This is a genomic window from Rhodohalobacter sp. (assembly GCF_034521535.1).
In the GTDB taxonomy this organism is placed as follows: Bacteria; Bacteroidota; Rhodothermia; order Balneolales; family Balneolaceae; genus Rhodohalobacter.
Genome location: NZ_JAXHMF010000009.1, coordinates 1 through 22,524, shown reverse-complemented (window position 1 = coordinate 22,524; position 22,524 = coordinate 1). Strand labels below are relative to the sequence as shown.

At 44.3% G+C, this 22,524-nt stretch carries 19 protein-coding genes and 1 tRNA gene; 14 read left to right on the top strand and 6 right to left on the bottom strand.

What is annotated here, in order from left to right:
- Window positions 1–39: 39 nt before the first annotated feature.
- Both U5K35_RS17870 and U5K35_RS17865 read left to right on the top strand, forming a co-directional pair.
- Window positions 40–981 carry a hypothetical protein gene (locus U5K35_RS17870; protein ID WP_322572882.1) on the top strand — a complete coding sequence of 314 codons (942 nt, stop codon included), beginning with the start codon at window positions 40–42 and terminating at the stop codon, window positions 979–981.
- 61 nt (window positions 982–1,042) lie between these two features.
- Window positions 1,043–1,621, top strand: a complete 579-nt coding sequence (locus U5K35_RS17865; protein ID WP_322572881.1) for a flavodoxin family protein — start codon at window positions 1,043–1,045, stop codon at window positions 1,619–1,621.
- 84 nt (window positions 1,622–1,705) lie between these two features.
- Here U5K35_RS17865 and U5K35_RS17860 read toward each other — a convergent pair whose 3' ends face one another.
- From U5K35_RS17860 to lhgO, 3 genes are all read right to left on the bottom strand, one after another.
- Window positions 1,706–2,026: a hypothetical protein gene (locus U5K35_RS17860; RefSeq protein WP_322572880.1), complete on the bottom strand. Its 321-nt coding sequence runs from the start codon at window positions 2,024–2,026 to the stop codon at window positions 1,706–1,708.
- A gap of 22 nt (window positions 2,027–2,048) precedes the next feature.
- The gene (locus tag U5K35_RS17855; protein WP_322572879.1) at window positions 2,049–4,730 is read right to left on the bottom strand and encodes an FAD-binding and (Fe-S)-binding domain-containing protein; all 2,682 of its coding nucleotides are present in this window, start codon (window positions 4,728–4,730) and stop codon (window positions 2,049–2,051) included.
- A 362-nt stretch (window positions 4,731–5,092) separates the two neighbouring features.
- Window positions 5,093–6,295 (bottom strand): L-2-hydroxyglutarate oxidase, encoded by a 1,203-nt coding sequence (gene lhgO / locus U5K35_RS17850; RefSeq protein WP_416221670.1) that lies wholly within the window; start codon window positions 6,293–6,295, stop codon window positions 5,093–5,095.
- Between the two features lie 218 nt (window positions 6,296–6,513).
- On the opposite strand from lhgO, the gene U5K35_RS17845 reads away from it, so the two are divergent.
- On the top strand, window positions 6,514–7,023 hold the full coding sequence (locus U5K35_RS17845) for a TlpA disulfide reductase family protein (RefSeq protein ID WP_322572877.1): 510 nt from the start codon (window positions 6,514–6,516) through the stop codon (window positions 7,021–7,023).
- Between the two features lie 76 nt (window positions 7,024–7,099).
- A complete protein-coding gene (gene ahcY, locus U5K35_RS17840; RefSeq protein WP_322572876.1) occupies window positions 7,100–8,410 on the top strand; it encodes an adenosylhomocysteinase in 1,311 nt (436 codons plus the stop codon).
- 532 nt (window positions 8,411–8,942) lie between these two features.
- On the opposite strand, the gene U5K35_RS17835 is transcribed toward ahcY, so the two are convergent.
- Window positions 8,943–9,482 (bottom strand): YceI family protein, encoded by a 540-nt coding sequence (locus tag U5K35_RS17835; RefSeq protein ID WP_322572875.1) that lies wholly within the window; start codon window positions 9,480–9,482, stop codon window positions 8,943–8,945.
- 265 nt (window positions 9,483–9,747) lie between these two features.
- On the opposite strand from U5K35_RS17835, the gene U5K35_RS17830 reads away from it, so the two are divergent.
- Window positions 9,748–9,990, top strand: a complete 243-nt coding sequence (locus U5K35_RS17830; protein WP_322572874.1) for a hypothetical protein — start codon at window positions 9,748–9,750, stop codon at window positions 9,988–9,990.
- Between the two features lie 35 nt (window positions 9,991–10,025).
- A complete protein-coding gene (locus U5K35_RS17825; RefSeq protein WP_322572873.1) occupies window positions 10,026–11,057 on the top strand; it encodes a universal stress protein in 1,032 nt (343 codons plus the stop codon).
- Window positions 11,058–11,160: 103 nt separating this feature from the next.
- On the opposite strand, the gene U5K35_RS17820 is transcribed toward U5K35_RS17825, so the two are convergent.
- On the bottom strand, window positions 11,161–12,084 hold the full coding sequence (locus U5K35_RS17820; RefSeq protein WP_322572872.1) for an alpha/beta hydrolase: 924 nt from the start codon (window positions 12,082–12,084) through the stop codon (window positions 11,161–11,163).
- A 351-nt stretch (window positions 12,085–12,435) separates the two neighbouring features.
- On the opposite strand from U5K35_RS17820, the gene U5K35_RS17815 reads away from it, so the two are divergent.
- The 8 genes from U5K35_RS17815 (at window position 12,436) to U5K35_RS17780 (ending at window position 21,677) form a co-directional block, all read left to right on the top strand.
- Window positions 12,436–12,509: transfer RNA gene (locus U5K35_RS17815), tRNA-Arg, on the top strand.
- A 301-nt stretch (window positions 12,510–12,810) separates the two neighbouring features.
- The gene (locus U5K35_RS17810; protein WP_322572871.1) at window positions 12,811–13,251 is read left to right on the top strand and encodes a hypothetical protein; all 441 of its coding nucleotides are present in this window, start codon (window positions 12,811–12,813) and stop codon (window positions 13,249–13,251) included.
- Between the two features lie 116 nt (window positions 13,252–13,367).
- Entirely contained in the window at window positions 13,368–13,709 is a 342-nt protein-coding gene (locus tag U5K35_RS17805) for an efflux RND transporter permease subunit (protein WP_322572870.1), read from the top strand.
- 29 nt (window positions 13,710–13,738) lie between these two features.
- Window positions 13,739–14,788 carry an efflux RND transporter permease subunit gene (locus U5K35_RS17800; RefSeq protein ID WP_322572869.1) on the top strand — a complete coding sequence of 350 codons (1,050 nt, stop codon included), beginning with the start codon at window positions 13,739–13,741 and terminating at the stop codon, window positions 14,786–14,788.
- Window positions 14,739–17,726 carry a CusA/CzcA family heavy metal efflux RND transporter gene (locus U5K35_RS17795; protein WP_322572968.1) on the top strand — a complete coding sequence of 996 codons (2,988 nt, stop codon included), beginning with the start codon at window positions 14,739–14,741 and terminating at the stop codon, window positions 17,724–17,726. Before U5K35_RS17800 ends, U5K35_RS17795 begins: the two co-directional genes overlap by 50 nt.
- 32 nt (window positions 17,727–17,758) lie before the next feature.
- Complete coding sequence (locus tag U5K35_RS17790) at window positions 17,759–18,991, top strand: efflux RND transporter periplasmic adaptor subunit (protein ID WP_322572868.1); 1,233 nt, start codon at window positions 17,759–17,761, stop codon at window positions 18,989–18,991.
- 642 nt (window positions 18,992–19,633) lie between these two features.
- Window positions 19,634–20,386 (top strand): sulfite exporter TauE/SafE family protein, encoded by a 753-nt coding sequence (locus U5K35_RS17785; RefSeq protein ID WP_322572867.1) that lies wholly within the window; start codon window positions 19,634–19,636, stop codon window positions 20,384–20,386.
- A gap of 520 nt (window positions 20,387–20,906) precedes the next feature.
- Window positions 20,907–21,677 (top strand): formate/nitrite transporter family protein, encoded by a 771-nt coding sequence (locus U5K35_RS17780; RefSeq protein ID WP_322572866.1) that lies wholly within the window; start codon window positions 20,907–20,909, stop codon window positions 21,675–21,677.
- A 392-nt stretch (window positions 21,678–22,069) separates the two neighbouring features.
- Here U5K35_RS17780 and U5K35_RS17775 read toward each other — a convergent pair.
- On the bottom strand, window positions 22,070–22,524 hold a 455-nt coding region (locus tag U5K35_RS17775; RefSeq protein WP_322572865.1), incomplete at its 5' end, for a rhodanese-like domain-containing protein.

The following is a 22,524-nucleotide window of genomic DNA, read 5'->3' as shown; positions in this document are numbered from 1 at the left end:
GATAAGTGAGAAGTGAAAACGCAAAAGTGAAAAGTGAAAATGGGAAGAAATCGAATCTCAATATTTAAGATAACTTCAGCTTTAGTTTTAATTGTACTATTGGCAGGTACACTGTCAGAAGTATCCGCACAAAATCATCCAAGTATTATTGAGGTGGGTGAGTTTCGTTATGGATTGCCAAAAGCATTAATTGAAAACACGGATGCCTTAGTTGAGCTTCAGACTATTGAAGCAGAAGATGGTACTGTGCGAAAGTTTTATTTATTGGATGAAGAGACCGAAACATACGTGGGGTTTACGTATCCACCTTTCAGAAATGAGTATGTACATGGAGTTCAGGTGACAGGTTATGATGAAAATGAAGAACTGTTCGGCGGAATAAAGTTAGGCATGCCAAAACATGAAGTATTTGAGAATATTGGTCCTGCTACAGATTCAAGTTTTGTAGAAGTAACAGGGGGTACCTTTTATCGTTTTGAAGGAAAAAATTACTCAATTGAAGTAGATAGCGAAGATAGACTCTACAGCGTGGCTTTGCAGGGTATCGATAGCTATTTAATTGAACAAGGTTGGCCAAGAAATTGGTTTAGGTATCAAATCAATACAATTGAGAATGTAACATCAACTTATATGACGGATGTTTCTGAAACAGATCCAACAATATTTGCGAACACAGATCCATTTCGTCCAAGAGTTGAATTTACAGGGGCAATTAGGGAGGTGCCTGACAGGAGGAAAGAAATTATCGATATTTGGTTAACTCAGATGGGACAAACTGAGCAGGTAAAAAAACTATTTCAAAATGAGTTCGAAGTTCGTGAAAACGGTGAAAACTATTGGGTTGCAATTCAAAATAGTTTAATTCAACCTCTACTTAAAGAAACGGAAAGGGGCAAGTATCCAACGGACCTTTTCTTAAATATGATTGGTGAACTTGATGGTGAGCCGGTGTTTGTCTGTAATGAGTTTGTTGTCTTGTAGGATTCTTTTATAAACTTTGGACTTGAGTTTTGGTGTCTTCGTGGCATCTAATAAAACTATCATGATTCGACTGACTATCACATCTATTCTGTTCTTTTTTGTTACACAGACTGCATTGTCTCAGCAGGTTCTGATTGTTTACCATTCTGAAACAGGGAATACCGAACGGATGGCTCGGTCGGTTGCTGAGGGCGCACGTTCTGTTGAGGGAGCTGAGGTTTTACTGTTATCTGTGGATGAAGTGACAAACGATGATATGATTGAATCGGATGCCATCATCGTGGGGAGCCCTGTCTACAATGCGAATGTAACTCCGGAAATATCAAAGTTTATAGCATCCTGGCCGTTTGAGGGTCAACCGTTAAAAGATAAAATTGGTGCTGCGTTTGTGACCGCTGGCGGGATATCGGCAGGCGAGGAGCTCGTTCAAATGAATATACTGCAGAGTATGCTGATATTCGGGATGATTGTGGTTGGCGGACCTGATTGGACGCAGCCTTTTGGGGCTTCTGCCGTAACCGGAGAGTCGCCATTTGAAGTAAGTGAACCGGATGAAATTGCAGATCAGTTTAAGGAAAAAGGATTTCTGCTGGGCGAACGGATTGCAAAGATAGTGTTGAAGATGAGAGAAATGGAGTAGAATGGGTTCTCGCAGAGTTTCGCAGATTTAGGTCGCTGAGTTGCGCAGATAATTTCCGTGTTTTTCCGTGCTTCCGTGGCTACATCAGTTCATTAAAGAGTATTTCACAATGATTAAAGACACCGCCCTTAGTACTGCTGGATTTTGTTTATCGAGAAGACATCTTGAATCACTCATTAAAAGGCTGTGACTTTCAGTATTCGGACAATCTTTAACTTGAATCAGTTTGAAAACATCAGAAATGTTCGTATGTATCGCTTCCCACATAATCACGGCCGGATGTTTTGCCTTTTTTCCAACTCCGTCGGCAATCTGATGGCGGCAGGAAAAACCTTCTGAACAAATTTCATATTCGCCATCCAAATCCCTGAGTTGTGGGAATAGTGTCTGCTCGCCCACTTCCATAGACACCTCATATTTATCTTTTTCATATCCAAAGCTTCCCGGCCATTCCGCAGCATCCGGTTTGTAACTCCACCGGATCAAATCCGAGCAGCTTAAAACTTTGAATGAGCGGCTCATTCCCAACCAGCGCCTTGGTATGGCAGTGTCCGTGGATGAGTACTTTTTTATCTTTTCCCGGCTTGTCAAACTCTTCTGCAACGAGCTCCGTTGCCAGAAACTCCTCCCACAAAAAAGTGTGGTCAGAGATAAGCTTAGCATTCGGGAGTAAGTCATCACTGCAGAGGTCGGTATACTCATCACGGAGAGTCAGTATTTCACTTGGCTCCAATCCAACAATGGGTATTTTTTGGTCCGCAAATGTAGTAAGCCGATGAATATTCTCCTCACAAATCTCTTTCGCTTCATCCAGAAACCCTTTGGAGATCTGCGGGCGACCGGTCGGAAAAATTCCCGGCACAATCACGCTGTACCCAAGCCGATTCAAAACATGACACGCGGCTTTTGCAATCTCCGGTTCATGATAGTTTGAGAAAAGATCGACCAGCAACACCACCTGTTTTCTGCCCGGCTGAACAAATTCGTTTTCTCTTTTCTGATACCATCTGTAAAAAGTCTGAGATGCAAACTCCGGCAGATTCCGACGTTCATCAATCCCGGCCACTTTTTGAAGCAGCTTCTTCACCGGTTTCTGGCGATTTATGAAGTTGGTCAGCGGGGCAAAGAAGGAGGCGAGTGGATAGAACTTCTCCGGGTGACCAAAAAATGTTTCGCCCAGTGAAGATCCATTTTCTTTATGCCAGCCGTTCATGAACTCAGCTTTCATCTTGGCCATATCCACATTGGCAGGACACTCGCTCTTGCACGCCTTGCAGCTGAGGCAAAGACTCAAAGCCTCCTTCAACTCCTCAGATTTAAATGCATCCTGTTGCTTCCCGGAGAACAACTGACGAAATAGGTTTGCTCGTCCACGTGTGGTCTCTTTCTCATTGCGTGTTGCATGGTAGGAAGGGCACATGGTTCCTCCACTTTCCGCCAGCTTTCGACAGACACCCGCGCCGTTGCAGAGTTCTACGGCCGAATCAAATCCATTCTCTTTTCTCCAGTTAAACGTTGTTTCAACACCCGGCTTTTTGTACTTCGGTGAAAATCGAAGATCGGTATCGATCGGTTTGGGATCGAGAATTTTGCCGGGATTGAAGCGGTAGTCGGGATCCCACAACTCTTTCACCTGACGCAGCAGCGGCATCATCTCCTTACCTAAAACCGTTTCGATGTAAGGAGCCCGAGCCCGGCCATCGCCGTGTTCCCCGGAAAGGGATCCCCGATATTTCTTCACCAAATCCGCCACTTCCTGTGCGATCGACTTGAGTGTTTTCAAACCTTCCTCAGTCATGGTATCCACAACAGGCCTTAGGTGCAGTTCTCCTACCGATGCATGAGCATAAAAGACGCAGGAGGTGTTGTGGCGCTCCAGAATTTCCTGAAACTCTTTCACATATTCCGGGAGATCCTCAACCCGGACGGCAGTGTCTTCCACAAATGTAGGTGATCGGTTTTCAGAACCAAGCCCCATCAACAGGCCGAGACCCGCTTTTCGCAGATCCCAAACCCGGCGCATTTTATCTTCATCTGTAACGATGGGATGTGTATAGCCAAACTCAGATTTCTTGAGATTCTCAGCCAGTTTCGCAGCTCTCTTTTGCAGCTCGTCGGGATCATCTCCTTCAAACTGAATGATCAGAATACATTTCGGATCACCCTTCAGGAAGAAACGGTTTTTGCGCTGTTCGATATTTCCTTTTGTTGCGTCCAGGATGATGTCATCCACCAGTTCAACTGCAGCGGGTTCATGTTTCACCGCTTCTACCGTGGTAAGCATCGCTTCATGCAGAGTTTCAAACTGTGGAATAACCACAATTTTGTATTTGGGCAAGGGAACCAGGTTCACTTTTGCAGATTCGGTCATGGCCAGGGTTCCTTCACTTCCGCAGAGCAGTTCGGCGAGATTAAACGGCCGGCCTCCGGGCGTAATCGGATCCATCTCACAGATGCGATCGAGAGCGTATCCCGTGTTTCTCCGAATGATATCCGGATGAGGGTAGTGCTTCAGGATTTCTTCCTTATGCTTTTTCAAAAGCTCCAGCATGCCCCGGTAGATCTCCCCCTCAAGCGTATCGAGCTTCAGCTTTTGGTTGAGTTGTTCATCAGATAACGGTTTGAAAGTGACCGCTGAGCCGTCACTTAGCACGGTATCTATTTCAAGGATATGCTCGCGTGTGGTTTTATGTTTGATGGAGAATGAACCGCATGAGTTGTTACCGATCATCCCGCCCAGCATACAGCGATTGGTTGTGGCTGTATCGGGTCCGAATTGGAGGCCATGTTTTGCGGCTTCCCTGTTGAGCGTGTCGCGAATAACTCCCGGCCGGACTCTTGCAAAACTCTCCTCCGGGTTGATTTCCAGAATGTTGTGCATGTGGCGGGAGGTGTCCATAATGACGCCCGCTCCGGTTGTCTGACCGGCAAGGCTTGTCCCGGCACTGCGCGCGGTGATTGTAAAGTTTTCTGCTTTTGATCTGCGAACCAAAGTCTGAATATCATCCAGGGATTTTGGGAAGTAGACTCCTTTTGGAATCTCTTCATAAAGGGAGGCATCGTTTGCGTAGAGGCGACGGGTGAGGGAGTCGGTTTGAATAGTCGGCAAAATGGTACTCTTTTCGAATGAGATTTACATTTGAGCAGGAAGCGGATTGTTCCTGATTTTGAGTGTACACGGAAATTGGATGCTATTCAACTATAAGTTGTCAAGGAGTATTGGAATCAAGTGTAATTATTGCTATCCCCTCCTGTGTAAGGAGGGGCAAGGGGAGGTAGCTTTTCAGTCTTTAAAACGATATGGATTATGAAAATCAGCTACTGTTGGTAAGACTATAAAATATATACTTGTTTGAATCTATTTTTTGGAAAATGTGAGAAAAAATCCGGCTTTCAACCACCCCTCAATCCCCTCCTTACACAGGAGGGGAAACATACTTCAATTATCTGATGTCTGAAAGATAACAGGTATCAAACCAGCTCAAAATTTTCCTGCACTTTTTTCACGATCTCATCTCCGATGGACAATCCCGCTGTTGCTGCCGGGCTCGGAGCATTCAGGACGTGCACTTCGCGATCGGTTGTTTCGAAGTAGAAATCATCCAGGATATCACCGTTGGGTTTGAGCGCCATGGCCCGAACGCCGGACGGAGAACCGGTCAAATCCTGAAGTTCAATAGAGGGAATCAGTTTTTGAAGATTTTTGAGAAATCCGCGTTTTGAATAGGATCTGTACATTTCATCCAGCCCCATCTTCCAGTGCTGTGATGCAAGTTTCCAGAATCCCGGGAAGTTCGCAACGTCAATGGTGTCCTGAAAATCGAATGAGCCTTTTGTGTAGCCTTCACGTTTGAATGCAAATACCGCGTTGGGTCCACACTCCACACCGCCAAGCACCATTTTGGTAAAGTGAACACCGAGAAAAGGAAACTCAGGATTGGGCAACGGGTAGATCAACCCTTTTACTTTATGTTCTGCGTCAGGTGTGAGTTCATAGTACTCACCGCGAAACGGGACGATTTTAATCGGACTCTGAACCCCGGTCGAACGAGCCACCCGATCTGAGTGAAGTCCGGCGCAATTTATCAAATAATGGGTTTGGTATCTGCCGGAAGAGGTTTGGACATTAAGAGTACCGTTTTTTCTTGATACGTTTTCTACACGGCTGTTAAGTTTTACCTGATTTCCACTCTCTGTAACTTTATCTGCAAGCTTTCGGCACATGCCAACAAAATCTACAATTCCGGTGCAGGGAACATGAATGGCTTTTACTCCGCTCACGTAAGGTTCAATCTCCAGCATCTCATCCTTGTCGATAACCTTGATTCCCTCGATCTCATTCTGAAGACCTCTCTCATAAATTGCATGCAAACTCGGGATTTCTGACTCTTCAGAAGCGACAATAATTTTTCCGCAGATTTCGTAAGCTACATCATTCTCCTCGCAAAATTGAACCAACTGGTGCCTTCCGTCCACACAGTTCCTGGCTTTGTAGCTTCCCGGTTTATAGTATATACCGGAGTGAATCACACCCGAATTATGACCGGTTTGATGGGGGGCTACCCGATCTTCTTTTTCAAGAACCAGAATTTTGGCATCGGGGTAAGAAAGGGAGAGTTTGTAAGCGGTTGAGAGGCCAACAATTCCTGCACCTACTATTGTAAAGTCAAATATCATGGGAAAATTTTATCAGTTTATAAACGTAGAAAATATAAGAATTGTTAGATCGAGACTCACGTTAGGTTATTCTGATAAATTAAACAGTAATAACATCTTTACTGATTTGTGTAGCCGGCAAATATTTTGACAGATAATCATTATATTTCAGGCTTGACAAAAACAGCTTTCTTAATTGAATGAACCTGAAGCAGTGCTTCAAAAAATCTACATCTATGACTTTTAACACTTTTATAAAACTGATTTTTATAGCAATCCTGTTTGCTTCCTTTACCGCTTGCGGAAGTTCGGATGACTCCTCAAATGAAGCGATTGTAGAAAATGCTGTGTTTACCGACTTAGACGGTAATCAGGTTAGCATTAAGGATTTTGAAGGAAAATTGGTCTTAATCGATTTTTGGGAATCGTGGTGCGGACCATGCCTGCAGGTTTTTCCAACCATGGACGAGCTGCGGGAAGAGTACCCCGATCAGTTTGAAGTACTTGCCGTTACGGTTGGATTAAATGAAGGTCCTGAAGATGCAAGGAAATTTGCAGCAGAGCATGACTATGATTTTAACTGGCTTTACGACGAGACAGGAGTGTTTACTAAACTCGGAGGTCAGGGCATTCCATTCAAGGTTTTTGTAGATCCCGATGGTAATCTTATTTCGATTGAAATGGGATCATATGGCCGTGAAGGCGACTACAATAAAACGAAAAAGCTGATTCAGGAATATTTTTAGTGAACAGCTGAACAATCATCAGAAAAATGCTGTTTAGAGATCAGCAAAGACTTTTAAATACAAACAAATGAACAACATGGAGCAACAAGTAGAAAAGTTACCTTATAAAGTAAAAGATATTTCATTGGCTCATTACGGGCGGCAGGAAATTGATCTTGCAGAAGCAGAAATGCCCGGATTGATGGCCCTGCGCGAAGAGTATAAAGATGAACAGCCACTGAAAGGAGCCCGCATTGCAGGCTGCCTTCACATGACGATCCAAACCGCTGTTCTCATTGAAACGCTGATCGAACTGGGTGCCGATGTAACATGGTCATCATGCAACATCTATTCTACGCAGGATCACGCAGCAGCCGCCATGGCCGAAGCCGGAGTTCCTGTGTACGCATGGAAGGGAATGACGGAAGAAGAGTTTGACTGGGCTATTGAACAAACCCTGCATTTTCCCGACGGACAGCCCCTGAATATGATTCTGGATGATGGCGGTGACCTCACCAACATGGTTTTGGATCGCTATCCTGAATTGATTGACGGCATCAACGGAATTTCTGAAGAAACCACTACCGGCATTCTTCGTCTGATCGAGCGTGAACGAAAAGGCACGCTTACACTGCCCGCAATTAATGTGAACGACTCTGTAACCAAATCGAAGTTTGATAATAAATATGGTTGCCGTGAATCTGCCGCAGATGCCATTCGTCGCGCCACAGATGTGATGATGGCCGGGAAAGTGGCTGTTGTTGCAGGTTATGGTGATGTGGGTAAAGGTACTTCCGCTTCCATGCAAGGCGCAGGAGCCCGAGTAATTGTTACCGAAATTGATCCAATTTGCGCGCTTCAGGCTGCAATGGACGGTTTTGAAGTAAAAACCATGGACAACGCCGTTGAAGAGGGCGATATTTTTGTAACGGCTACCGGAAACAAGGATATCATCAAAGAGCGTCACTTCAAAAAAATGAAAGACAAGGCGATCGTTGGTAACATCGGTCACTTCGACAATGAAATCGACGTTGCATGGTTGAAAGAAAATGCGAAAGAAGAGAACATCAAACCACAGGTTGATATCTTCACAATGAATGACAGCGGCAAGCAAGTAGTGCTGCTATCCCAGGGAAGATTGATGAATCTCGGTAATGCAACCGGTCATCCTTCATTTGTGATGAGTAACAGTTTTACCAACCAAACACTTGCTCAGATTGCACTTTGGAACCGTCCGGAAGAATTTGAGCCGGGAGTACACGTGCTGCCCAAATCGCTGGATGAGAAAGTGGCTCGTCTGCATCTGTCCAAGATTGGTGTAGAGCTTGAGACATTGACTGAAGAACAGTCTGAATATATCGGAGTTCCAATCAAAGGACCTTACAAGTCTGATCAGTACCGATATTAATCAGAAAACACTTTCTGAATATTTTAAAGGCGTGGGTGCACAACTCACGCCTTTTCTGTTTTAAGGAGCTTTTGAAAATCAATTATTGCCAAAGGAGTTCCCCCTTAGAAGGTGCAGTGTGTACACAAACTTTTCTATAGAATATCAATTATTTTTTGGAGATCCTTCCACTGCAAACCCGACAGAAAAAAAAGAAGTCGGGGTTTTCGGTCGGGAAGACAGACCATAAATGGAACAGAGACGGTGTATGCATAGATGTTTTTTGCAGCTGAGCTGCTTTCTTGTCGTTCCGGAGCAGAGCACCGTGACGAGGGAAAAGTATTCAAAAACCTCCGTCTGCCTTCCGGATCCCATTCCGAAATCTCGGTATCGGGAGTAGGCAGGGGAGGTGATTGCTTCCGTGCTTCCGTGGCAATAAAGAATCTTTCAAAAGAAAGAGATTTTGATGATTAAAATTTCAGAACCCAAAAAGTTATCCTTCATTCCCACCTTTTTGGGCATGGCGGCTGATCTAACCACTAAATATGGGATTTTAGCTTTTGGTGAACTGAACATTCAGGTTCAGTTTTACCTCATCTGAAACCACTACGCTTCCGGCTTCAGTTACCGCGCTCCAGGTCAACCCAAACTTTTTTCGATTGATCTTGCCTGTTACTTCAAATCCTGCTTTGGTATTTCCATAAGGGTCAACCACGGTTCCGCCATACTCCGCATCCAGTTCAACCTTTCTGGTGTTGTCGCGGATTGTGAGGTCGCCAATTAATTTGTACTCGCCGTCGCCGGTTTTCTTAAAGGAAGTAGACTCAAATATCATCTTTGGATATTCAGCTGCATTAAAGAAATCGTCCGATTTGAGATGTTTGTCACGATCTTCGTTGCCGGTTTCGATACTGTTGATTGAAGCTTCAAAGGTGATCTGCGCATCTTCAAAGTCTTCATTGTCAGACTCAAGTGAAGTGTCAAATTCTTTAAACTTTCCGGTAACGGTTGATATCACCAAATGCCTCACCTTGAAAGTTATTTCAGAGTGAGCCGTATCGATTGTCCATTTTGTTAAAGTTTCTGTACTCATTGTTATGCTGAATTGTTAAATTGATATATAATTGTTTAATGTTGAATTAAATATAATTAGTGTTGGATTCCCGTCAAAATTAATTTAATGTTAAACTAAATATCACCTGGGTGAATTCTATCAGGTTGTTTTCACCCACTAATGTTACTTTGAAATAGGTATAAGGAAATCCCTTAGTAAGTATTCAGTCAAATTTGTATATGATTTTGAAGGATAAATCGTTTTTTTGTGAGTAGACTTGCTGTAAAATCAAACAGGAGGAGATATGAATAACATGATGAATGGTAATTCAGAATCGGTACTTCAGGAACGAGTAAATCGCCTGAAAGATGAGGGATATCGTGGATTTACAGTCATATCAGCTAAAAGAAGCGATAAATGGGACGGAGTAAAAGTTACCGTAAAAAACAGTAAGGGTAAGGAGTTGAGTGCTGAAGGGGAGACAGTTGACGAAGCTTACGAAAATGTTATAGAGCTCATCGACATTGCGATAGATGATAAAGTGTAACGGTTAATACGATATAAACAGCGTGTTGGAGTAGTATGGAAAAGTATAGAAAAATTTTGGTGCCCACAGATTTTTCAAGCGGAGCTGAGGCTGCATATGCAATAGCAAAGCAGTTAGCTCATAAGTTTGCCGGAAAAATAGATTTGATGCATGTTCTGCCAAGCGGTGAATATCTGAGGGAAACATTGAAAAAAATACCGGTAGCCGTAGATCCGGATGAGAATGTGATTCCGGATATCGTCCAAGAGACAGAAAGAAAATTAAATTCGGTACTGGAGGAGATCGAAGATCCTATTCGAGGTAAAATACATATCGGGAAGAATAGAAAAGCTTCCGATTCAATTATTCATTATGCAAATGATGAAGAGTATGATCTCATTGTGATGGGCTCTAAAGGTGAAGATGAATCTTTTTTGAAAAGAGGTTCAACCACACTGCGAACACTCAGAAATTCCAAAGTGCCCGTTCTGGCCATAGATAAGGGGACCACAGCGGGAGATGTCAAACGCATATTGCTACCAACTGATTCATCACAACTCTCATTAAGCTCACTGCCACACGCCGTAGCACTGGCTCACGCATTCGGTGCGGAAGTGTCACTTTTCTACGTGATGGAACTGCACGGGGGAGTGACCGAGGATTCTGATTTTAACCCCGAGACTCATCAGAAAGAGAAAATATACGAACAGTTAATGAGCCGGCTGGATTATTATCTGCAGGACCGGAAACCAGAAGGTATAAAGTTAGAAAGAAGTGACAAGTCATTTCTGGATAGTTTGAAAGCGGGCACCGCAGATTCAGAGAAATTCATACCCTTGAAAACGGTCGTCATTGCCGGATACTCTGTTCATTATGAAATTGAAAAATATGCAGATAAAAACTCAGATCTGGTTGTGATGGCTACTCACGGACACAGTGGGTTTGCCCATCTGTTCCTGGGGTCAATGACAGAAAAGGTTGTTCAAAATCTGTCAAAACCGGTTATGACTACCCGGCCAACGGAAGCTGAGTTTGACCGAGCTGAGAAAAGCAGTATCGGAATGGTGCCTTACGATCCGATTCCGTAAATTTTTTACTGATTATTCCGATATCGAACCTGCCCGGGTGACGTTATCCTAATTTAAGGTGCGTTTCAAAAGATGATTTATGGGTAATTGAAAGACGATGAAACTATCGTTTTAGATGATTTTGTATCCATGAAAGAATATCATCCATCACTTCCTCCCGATTAATTTCATGAACCATTTCGTGACGGCCTCCCGGGTAAATATTTATATCCACAGACTCAGCTCCTGATTTTTCCAACAACGATTTGAGCTGTTGAACCCCTTTACCCATATCAGAAACCGGATCCTGATCACCAGACACCAGAAGCATGGGTACTGATTTGCTATATCCTGAAAATGGTTCATGCCGGTGAAGTGTTCTTAATCCGAGAAAAAGATCACGGTAAAATCCTACCGGATAAATAAAACCGCAATCCGGATCTTTTACATATTGATCGACGATCTCCTCATCACGGGTCAGCCAGTCAAAATCAGTACGATTTGGTTTAAAAGCTTTATTGTACTTGCCGAACGTCAGAAAGTCTATGAGCGGACTCTTCTTATCCGGTCCCATGGTTCGACTTAGTATTTTTGATAAAAAGATCCCGAAATGAAGCAGTAAGGGTGGTTTGCCGTTACTCCCGGAATAGATGATACCATCGGGTTGAACCGGCTGAAGCTGCATCATTCGCTGGGTGATGAAAGAGCCCATGCTGTGTCCGAAGATAAATACGGGCAACTCCGGATATTTCTGCTTGATAGTAAAGTAGACCCGATGGGTTTCGTCTACAAGTGTGTGAAACGCGTCTTCTGACGGTACGATCCCAAGCCTGTCGTTTCTTGATTTACCATGTCCTGGATGGTCATGACCGATAACTGTAAATCCTTGATCGGTTAAAAATCTGGCAAATTCATGAAACCGATCAACGTGTTCCGCCATGCCGTGTACGATTTGAACTGCGCCAATAGGTGGACCGTCAGGCTGCCATTGCAGGCAGTACAGATCCATATCATTGGAAGCTTTGATGATGAAGGATTCCTTTTTCATGATTACGTTTTAAATAGGATTGTGAAAAATATCGATGATAAAGAGGTTATTCCATGCTGTTTATAATACAATATGGATTAAGAGCGTGAAAGAGAAAAACTATCCCGGTATGGTTGTATCGAAGTATAAAAACGGTTAACTTTTAATTCTTGAAAATTTGAGAATAAACCCTTCGCTCAATAAGCAGAATCGGTTTATTTAAGTAATAATTTTTGATGCGCCCGTAGCCTGCCTACGCTGAAGCTTTGGCAAGTGGGCTCAATTGTCACGACGGCTGTCGGGATGACTTCAGATCAGAAAGATTTGATCTGGAAATGAACAACGATTTATTTATTTACTGATATAACAAATGCGCCCGTAGCTCAACTGGATAGAGCGTCTGACTTCGGATCAGAAGGTTGAGGGTTCGAATCCTTCCGGGCGTACATAGACGTACTAACACCAAGCCATAAGATATTTACTTACAATATCTTATGGCTTTTGTGTTTTTAAGACCGGCCAACATACGGCAAACATTTTCACTTAAATGCGCTCTATTGCGTAATTGAAGTTTTAATCTTAGCACACCCCGGTTGGGAACACCTATTTGTTCTTCTCAGCTCCACTATAGCCAACTCCCAAAATCATACCTTGCCCTCTCTTTTGATTCCGCTGTCATAATATTAATAAGCAAAGCACCACATATTCATGAAAATGAGTTCTGAAATTTACTTAACTTAAGGTGTAATGAATTTTATCCGCTCTCATATAAATAGAATTAACTGGCTCACCACAGGAGGCTTCATCCTGTCATGGCTGCTAATGGCTATTGTGCTTCCGGTTAATATATTGGGTTTTGCGGACTCCCATTCCATCTATTCCGTATTTAATGCCGATGAAGGTTGTTTTGAATTGGTGGTTGATCACCATGAAGATGCCGAAGGGTTTCATCTGATGGATGAAGAGAATGATGCTCATTCCTTTCACAACTCCTGTTGTTTTGATGATCTGGCGCTGACCTTCAAAAAGCAGGAAGCCGATTTCAACCTTCCGCTGAGTTATGATAATGAAGGGATTGAATCCAACTTTCATTCTGAACGATTTCTCCGTCCTGTTACCCTTCAGGAGTACTCTTTACCCCCTCCGGCTGTCTATCAAGAACTCCGGATTACCCGCCTCCTTATTTAATACCCTTCTCTTGGCAGAGTTTTATCTGTCCTTCTCTTCTATAAAAATTGATTTCAGGGATTCGTACGCCTGATTCATTTCATTCATTTATCACAAAATTTCTATATCACTCGGATATGATTAATAATATCATTCGCTACTCTGTGCGGAACAAGCTCATTATAGGGCTGCTTACGATCGCTTTGGCCGCATGGGGTACCTATTCACTTACGCAGGTTTCCATCGATGCCGTACCGGATATCACCAATAACCAGGTGCGGGTTATCACAACTTCGCCAAATTTAGCAACGCAGGAGGTCGAACAGTTTATCACCTTTCCGGTGGAATTGGCCATGGCTAACCTTCCCGGTGTGGTGGAAATGCGGTCGGTGTCTAAACTGGGACTTTCCATTGTGACCATTGTCTTTGAAGAAGACATGGGAACCTATCTCCCCGGCAACTGGTCTCAGAACAGCTGAAGAAAGCAGAAAAAGAAATACCCGCCGAAATGGGTACGCCTGAGATGGCCCCTATCACTACCGGCCTTGGGGAGATCTACCAGTACATTCTGGATGTGGAACCGGAATATGCCGATCAGTATGATGCCATGGAATTGCGCTCTATTCAGGACTGGATCGTGCGGCGACAATTGTCCGGGATTCAGGGTGTGGTTGAGATCAACAGCTGGGGCGGTTTTCTGAAGCAGTACGAAGTGGCCGTCAATCCGGAAAGGCTACGGAGCATGAATATCACGCTGACAGAGGTTTATGAAGCCCTGGAAAGCAACAATGAAAACACCGGCGGCAGTTACATCGAAAAAGGTTCGGAAACCTATTTCATTCGCGGACAGGGACAGGTTCGCTCTCTCGATGACATCCGAGAAACAGTGATCAAAACCGAAAACAACATTCCGGTTACTATAGGCGATGTAGCTGAGGTACAATTCGGTCACGCCGTGCGGTACGGGGCTATTACTGCCAATGGTGAAGGCGAAAAAGTAGGCGGACAGCTCCTGATGCTGAAAGGAGAAAATACCGCCGAAGTAATCGAGCAGATTAAAGAACGCATTGCGCAGGTAGAGCAGTCACTGCCCGAAGGTGTGAAGATTGTCCCGTTTCTGGATCGAAGTGAACTTATCAGTGAAACGACCGCTACTGTTTCGGAAAACCTGATCCTCGGCGGACTGATCGTGATTTTTGTATTGGTGCTGCTGATCGGAAATTTCCGGTCCGGCTTGATCGTGGCATCGGTGATCCCGCTTTCCATGTTATTTGCTTTAGGAATGATGAACCTGTTCGGAGTCTCAGCCAACCTGATGAGCCTCGGAGCCATCGACTTCGGGATCATCATTGACGGGGCTGTGATCATCGTTGAATTTACCTTGTATCAGCTCACTTCAAAATCCAATGTGCTGAACAAACTGACCGGAGCTGAACGAGCAGCGAAGGTAGATGAACTGACGATCCAATCTTCCAGCCGGATGATGCGCTCGGCCATATTTCGGGCAGATCATCATCCTGATTGTATTCATTCCTATTCTATCGCTGACCGGCATTGAAGGCAAGATGTTTACTCCGATGGCACTGACTTTTGGTTTTGCGATGCTTGGCGCGATGATCCTTTGCCTTACGTACGTGCCGATGATCTCATCGGTGCTGCTTAAAGGAGATCTGAAGCAACAAAATGGAGTTTCCGCAAAAATCATGAACTTCTTTAACCGCATGTATGAGCCGACCATACGATTTGCGCTTCGCCGTAAGTCACTGGTGCTGGGCGTTGCGGGAGCCTTATTCATTGCAGCACTCATTCTGTTTTTGAGGATGGGCGGTGAATTCATTCCCCAGCTGGATGAAGGCGATTTCGCCATTCACCCTCTTGTAAAGCCGGGAACCTCCCTTTCCCAAACCATTGAGACTAACACGCGCCTGGAGAGCATTCTCGTAAACGAATTTCCGGATGAGGTAAAGCAAGTAGTATCCAGAATCGGAACAGGGGAAGTGCCCAACGACCCCATGTCGATGGAGATGTCGGACATCATTATTATCCTTCACGACAAGGAGAACTGGACCAAAGCGGAAACCAAAGAAGAACTGGGCCAGAAAATGCAGGAAGCCATGAGCGTGGTGCCCGGCGTGAGTTTTGCATTTTCTCAACCCATCGAAATGCGTTTTAATGAACTCATGACCGGCGTGCGATCCGATGTCGCCATAAAGATCTATGGGGATGATCTGGATGTGTTGTTTGAGCAAGGGAATGAAGCGGCCGGAATCATTGGCGGCATTCAAGGGGCAGCCGATATTAACGTGGAGCAAATTACCGGTCTTCCCCAAATGGTGGTGGAATATGAGCGAAATAAGATTGCTCAGTATGGTCTGGCCATCGAAGATGTAAACCAGGCAATTCAAACTGCATTCTCCGGTGGCAAAACCGGTGTTGTGTTTGAAGGCGAACGGCGATTTGATCTGGTTGTACGATTACAAGAACCTTTCAGAAAAGACATTCAGCATTTGAAAGACTTGTACATCAGCTTGCCGAATGGAGAGCAGGTTCCGCTGGAGCAGATAGCAAAAATTGGCTATCAGGAAGGACCCGCACAGATTTCCCGGGATGACACCCGCCGCAGAATTGTAGTCGGGGTGAATGTACGTGATCGTGATGTGGAGTCGCTGGTGAATGAAATACGCACGGAGCTGGAAGCCAATCTTGCGCTCCCGCCCGGCTATTACATTACTTATGGCGGGGCTTTTGAAAACCTGCAACGGGCCAAAGACCGGCTTTCGATTGCGGTGCCCATTGCGCTTGGTCTCATTTTCCTGCTGCTGTATTTCACCTTTAGCTCGGTCAAAGAAACCCTGATGGTATTTACTGCTATTCCGCTGGCAGCTATTGGCGGTGTATTTGCGTTGTGGATTCGTGGCATTCCGTTCAGTATTTCTGCAGGCGTCGGTTTCATTGCCCTGTTCGGGATCGCGGTGCTCAATGGAATTATACTCATCAGCTTTTTTAAACAACTCAAGGAGGATGGCGTGACAGATATTGATCAACGAATTCTGCAAGGAACACGGCAACGATTGCGGCCTGTACTTTTGACCGCAATCACAGATGCGCTCGGCTTTCTGCCTATGGCGTTATCAACCTCAGCCGGAGCGGAAGTCCAGCGCCCGCTGGCTACGGTAGTCATTGGAGGACTTATATCGGCTACCCTGCTGACTTTAGTGGTACTTCCGGTTTTATATCGCATCTTTGACGAGAAGACCACCTGGAGTTTCAGGTCTCCCAAAATAGCCGCACCCGTAATTTTGTGTATCGGTTTGATGCTTGGAGCCAATACGAATGCATTTGCACAATCGGATTCACAACTCACGCTGGATGAAGCCATTGAATCGGCGCTGCAAAACAATCTGAATATACATGCGGCCTCTGAGCGGGTTCGAAGTCAGCGAGCCCTCAGTCGCTCCCGGATTGATATCGGTGATACCGAATTCTTCTACTCCCGAAGCGAATTTGATCCGGATCAAAATATTGGGGTGGAATCCTTTGGCATCAGCCAGGAACTTCCGTTTCCCACCGAGTTTATCAATCAGCGCAAGGTGGGTAATGCCGAGGTTGACCTGCAAAAAGCCGGACTGAACCTGACCAAAGCTGAGCTCATTAAAAGAGTTCGAAAGGCCTATTACCAAGTTGCCTTCGGGCATCAACAAGTCCAAATACTGAATGAGCTGAGTGACATTTATCAGCAATTCATTGAGGCTGCACAGCTCAGATACGAAACCGGGGAAGCCGGAAAACTGGAACTGACCGGTGCACGGTCCCGCTTCCAGAATATAGAGGCCGAACGAATGAAGGCCGAATCGAACCTGGGACAGTATTACTCAGAACTTCGCAGATGGACCTATGCCGCTGATTCGATTCAGGTGGAAGAAGCCTCACTGGAACAGCTTGCTCAGGAATTCCTCAACGGTATGAATGGAAGTAGTCCAAATGCAAATCCCGGACTTAGTTATCTGCAAGAGCAATCAGAAGTAGCTGAAGCCGAACTGGGCCTTCAGCGCTCGCAGTGGCTTCCCGACCTCAACCTGCAATATAAATGGCAGGAAGTGGCCGGAACCGATGGATTCTATGGCTTCCATGTTGGATTGAAAATCCCATTGTGGTTTACCGCGCAGCATCAGCGGTCGAAAGCGGCAAGGCTGGAATCAAAGGCCCTGTCGATGGAGGTTCAGGATTACCGGTTTGAGCTGCAATCCCGCACCGATCAGCTTCGGTCTGAATTAAAGCAGCTTAAAGTCCAGGTGGAATTCTACCAAAACCAGCAGAATGACTTAGCCGAAGAGCTGATGAAGACGGCACAAAAAAGTTTCGAAGGTGGCGAGATCAACTATGTAACGTATGTAAACTATCTGGATGAGGCCTCCGAAATCAAACAAAATTACCAGCAGGTACTGCTTGAATACCTGCAACAAGTTGCCGAATGGCAATACCTGAACGGACAATAAAAACGAATTTCAAATATCTAAAAAACACCCTCATGAAATCATTCAACTACATTACCCTTGTATTTAGCCTCTTTGGATTATTGTTCCTATCTGCCTGTGGCGGAGGAGAACCTGCCCACGATGAAGATCATGCTGAAGAGGAAGAGCACTCAGAGAACACTCTTTCGGTTGAACTCAGCGAGCAGCAAATGGAAGCTGTAGGCATTGAGATCGGCGGGTTTTCGTATCTGCCACTTAAGAACACGGTAAAAGCCAACGGGATGCTCGAACTTCCCCCACAGAATAAAGGAACCATCAGTGCGCTGGTAGCCGGACAGGTTTCGAATATCAATGTGATCGAAGGAGATCGCGTAGAGGCCGGGGATGTGCTTGCCATTATTGAAGATCCGGGCATTATCACCATGCAACAAGAATTCATCGAAGCCAGCGAACAACGTGATTACCTGAAGCAGGATTATGAGCGCAAGAAAAGGCTGCTGGATGAAGGCGTAGGTTCTCAGCGGGAATTCCAGGAAAGCGCCTCACGCTACCGCTCAAATGAAGCCCGAATTTCAGGCTTACGATCCAAGCTCGAACTGCTTGGACTGAATCCTCAAAAGGTTCTGGAAGGAGACATCAGCTCTTCCGTGCCTGTTCGTTCTCCGCTGGATGGGTTTGTTCGTGTAGTAGAAGTCAATACAGGAAGCTACATCACGCCCGGAAAGCATATGTTTGAGGTAGTGGACAATAGCGAGCTGCATATCGATCTGATGGTTTATGAAAAAGATCTGCACCGGGTAAAGGAAGGTCAAAAGCTTTATTTCAGGTATGCCAATCAGCCCACTTCTGATTTATATGAAGGTGAGATCTTTGCAGTTGGAAAAGCGTTTGAACAAAACCCCAAAGCCGTACGCGTGCACGCTCATCTGATGGAAAAACAATCCAACCTGCTACCGGGCATGTACGTGGAAGCGATGATCGTAACCGACAATGAAACGGTTCTTTCGCTACCGGAACAAGCAGTTGTTTCAGATGGAGGGCAGTCTTATATCTTTATTGTTGAAGAAGAAGAGCACGCTGATATTGAGCAGGCATCGGACTCCGGGGAGCAGGAACATCATGGAACCCATTTAAAAGCCGTACCCGTAATGACCGGAACGATTGAAGAAGGTTATGCCGAAATTCGTCTGCTTGAAGAAATAACTGAAGAAAGTCAGGTAGTTACCAAAGGAGCTTTTTTTGTGTTATCAGAGATGCGTAAAGGTGAAGGAGGGCATCACCATTGATGTTTATTAGAAAGGCAATCCTCCACAGGTTTAAATGATTTAATAATTTCCGGCAAACAAAACTTTCATTTCCCTTCTGTTTACCCACTTAAAGGAAAACTAAAATCTACGCCTAATGATCAATAAAGTGTATTTAAACGCAACAGAGTGAAGAATTTTGCTTTCTTCCGGGCGTACAACATTAAAGCCGTAAAAATATAAATTATATAACTTTACGGCTTTTTTATTTTGGATTGGTCCAACATAGGGAAAACATTTTCACTTCATTCAATCCTATTGCCAATTTAAAGCTTACCTGATGTTGGCTAAAGTAACCCCGAAATTCAAGCACCATGATTATATCATTGATAACGAGGTCAGTTCTTCGAGATCATTTTTTCGAATGAGACTTTGAAAGAGAAGAGTATTACGACTTATCCTTAGCGTATACGTTTACCGGTAAGATCTATAAAAGAGAAATGGTGGTACTTATCCTATTTTACCTATTATTTTTTTACTATTGATGGGATTAGAAAACTTTGGAATTATTGATTCCATACCTTCACTCCCTGCATGAAACATTTAAGACAACTCAATGAATCTGCTTTAATATACTGCGCAACTGCGCCTAATACTTGAACACAGTTCTGTAAATAATAAAACATGCTATATACCATCGTTTTTTTCATTATTGCCATTGCTTCTTTTGTATTTGCCATGCTGGGGTTAGGCGGTGGCATGGTATACGTGCCGGTACTTAATTGGGCAGGTTTTGACATGGTTAAAGTAGCCATCCCTCTGGGTTTGTTACTGAACGGGTTGAATACAGCCCTGGTGCTGATTCCTTTTGCCCGAAAAAAAATGGTAGACTGGAAAGGCGGAGCCGTGATGGCTGTTACTGCTCTTATTGCAGCGCCATTGGGGGCAATGACCAGCGAATACGTACCCGTTCAGACCCTGAAAATTTTGTTTGCGGCAATGGTTCTTGCTGCTGCTTTACGGACACTGTGGGCTTCCAGATTACCTGAGCCTCAAAAAATGATGTCTTTGAAGAAACGAAGTATTATTGGTTTTTTCGTAGGGTCATTTGCCGGTTTTACGGGCGGAATGTTAGGTCTTGGCGGCGGTTTTATCGTGGCGCCAATTCTGATGATGATGGGCTACAAAACCAAGGAAGCCGCAGCCACCACAGCCATGGTAGTCACATTTTCCTCGGCATCGGGCTATTTGGGCCACACAGCCAGTGGTGAAATGAATTGGGAGCTGACTGTAATTGTGGTTATTGCCGTAATCATTGGATCACAATTGGGAGGGCGGTATATGACCCAAAAAGCTAAATCAAAACATGTGAAGGTAGCTTATGCGGTTGTATTACTGCTGATTGCCTTCAAAATGATATACGAAGTAATTGCATAATAGGAATATGAATTTTGCAATCTGTTCGAGGTAAAATGTGTGTAATAATATTATCAAGTAGACTTCATGATCTATTTGTAAATAGTATTAAACTGTAAATATCACGATTTATGCTTGAGAGATAAAAACAAAAAAAAGGATATATATAGAGTTAATAGTGTCCAAAACGACTCTGAAATCAGCAACAAATGCTGATTCTGACTGTTCAGGAAAAGTTTATCTATGTTTTGATAATCAATCCTCTATTGCCCCGTCCTTTAGGGCGGGGAACGAAGAGTCTCTTAAAATCAGGGCTTTAGCCCTTCACAGGGTTGCTTATTAGGGCTGAAGCCCTTTTCCAATGACATCAATTTAGTCCCCGGCCTGAAGACCGGGGCAATAGACTAAATCTTATTTATTGTTTAGGACGCTATTGATATAGAGTTATTCATTAAAACAGGATCTATTTTTTTAGTAGTCGGGAAGAATCGGTTTTTCGCAGGTTAAAAAGTATCTTATCAAAAAAAATACTTAAATAGATATGAAGCCTACGACAGAAGTCTTGCAATCAATTATTGAGAAAGCTAATAACGAGCTTAATAGGGATTATGTAGGCCTGTCGATGTCCAGTTTTTCTGCCGGCCTGGATATTGGTTTCGGACCGTTACTGATGGGGGTGTTCCTGACTCTGTCGGCAAGTGGTTTCGGAGAATTGACTACGGAAATTCTACTTGCAACCGCTTATTCTGTCGGTTTCATCTTAGTTATCCTGGGGCGTTCCGAGCTTTTTACTGAGCATACAACTCTTGCAGTTATGCCGGTAATTGATGGTCAGGCGTCTGTTAAACAGCTATTAAAGCTCTGGGGTATTGTCTACCTCGGCAATATTGTTGGAGGTTTAGCTTTCACGGGCCTGGCCGTGCTTTTGATGCCGGGACTGGGAGTGGTAGCACCTGAAGCGTTTGAAACGATTGGATTGAAACTTGTAACCAACCCTCTTCACTGGCTTTTGATTGCAGGGATATTTGCCGGATGGTTAATGGGGTTGCTGGCATGGCTTGTTACGGCGGCACAGGAAACAATTAGCCGGATCTTTATCATCTGGATTATTACCGCAACAATCGGAATACTGCATCTGCCGCACTCGATCGCGGGTAACGTCGAAGTACTATTTGGGCTGTTTACCTCTACTGAGATAGGGTTTATGGATTACTTGTTGTTCCTGATAATGGCAACAATAGGTAACATTCTGGGTGGAACAATATTTGTAGGTCTTCTAAAGTACGGCCATGTAACTAGAGGCGCTGAATAGAGTATAGTTTACACCTTGCTCAGTCTGTTTCAATTTGATCATTGATTTTATGCTCCAAAAGTGAGGCTGTCCAAAAAGGCACAATCCCTCCGGCACCGCTTAAATAATTTAGTTATTTCTTCCGGACTCACCCTATCTCCCTCTCTAAATAATAGAGAGGGATTTAATGTCTAAATTATTTAAGCTTGTTCGTACCTCGATTTACTTTTTGGACAGCCTCAGCATCTTTTATCATAATTTTAAAACCGAACTCAGGTCATCAGTATAGGATCACAACCGGGAGGGCGGTATATGACCCAAAAAGCTAAATCAAAACAGGTGAAGGTAGCTTATGCGGTTGTATTACTGCTGAGAACCTATTCCCCCGATTGAACTACGATTTATGATCTGTACTACTTATTGTCTAATTCTTTAATAAACTCACGGGCCCGGTCACCTCTCAAATGTTCAGCCAGCCCAAGCAGTCCTTCATTTAAATATTTTGCATCAAAACCTTTGCTTTTCAGATACATCATCGCAATGATAGCCCGGTCTTTATGCGGACATGCCGCCACAATGGTTTTACTTTTATCTAATTCCTCAATACGATCGGGAATTTCCGGCAATGGCATTGCTATGGCATAAGGCATCGCCCACGATTGTTGCTCCTCTTCAAACCGGATATCAAGAAGAATGGCGTCGCCGGATATAAGTAAGTTCACAATGTCTTCACTGCTCACCTTCATCTCTTTTCTGGCCTCATAATCAAAAGAGGTAATGTAGTTGTCAAGTGTGGATTGAGCTGAAACGGAACCTGATGATATGCCCATAATGATGATGACTATAGTAAAATTAAGGATTAGCTTTG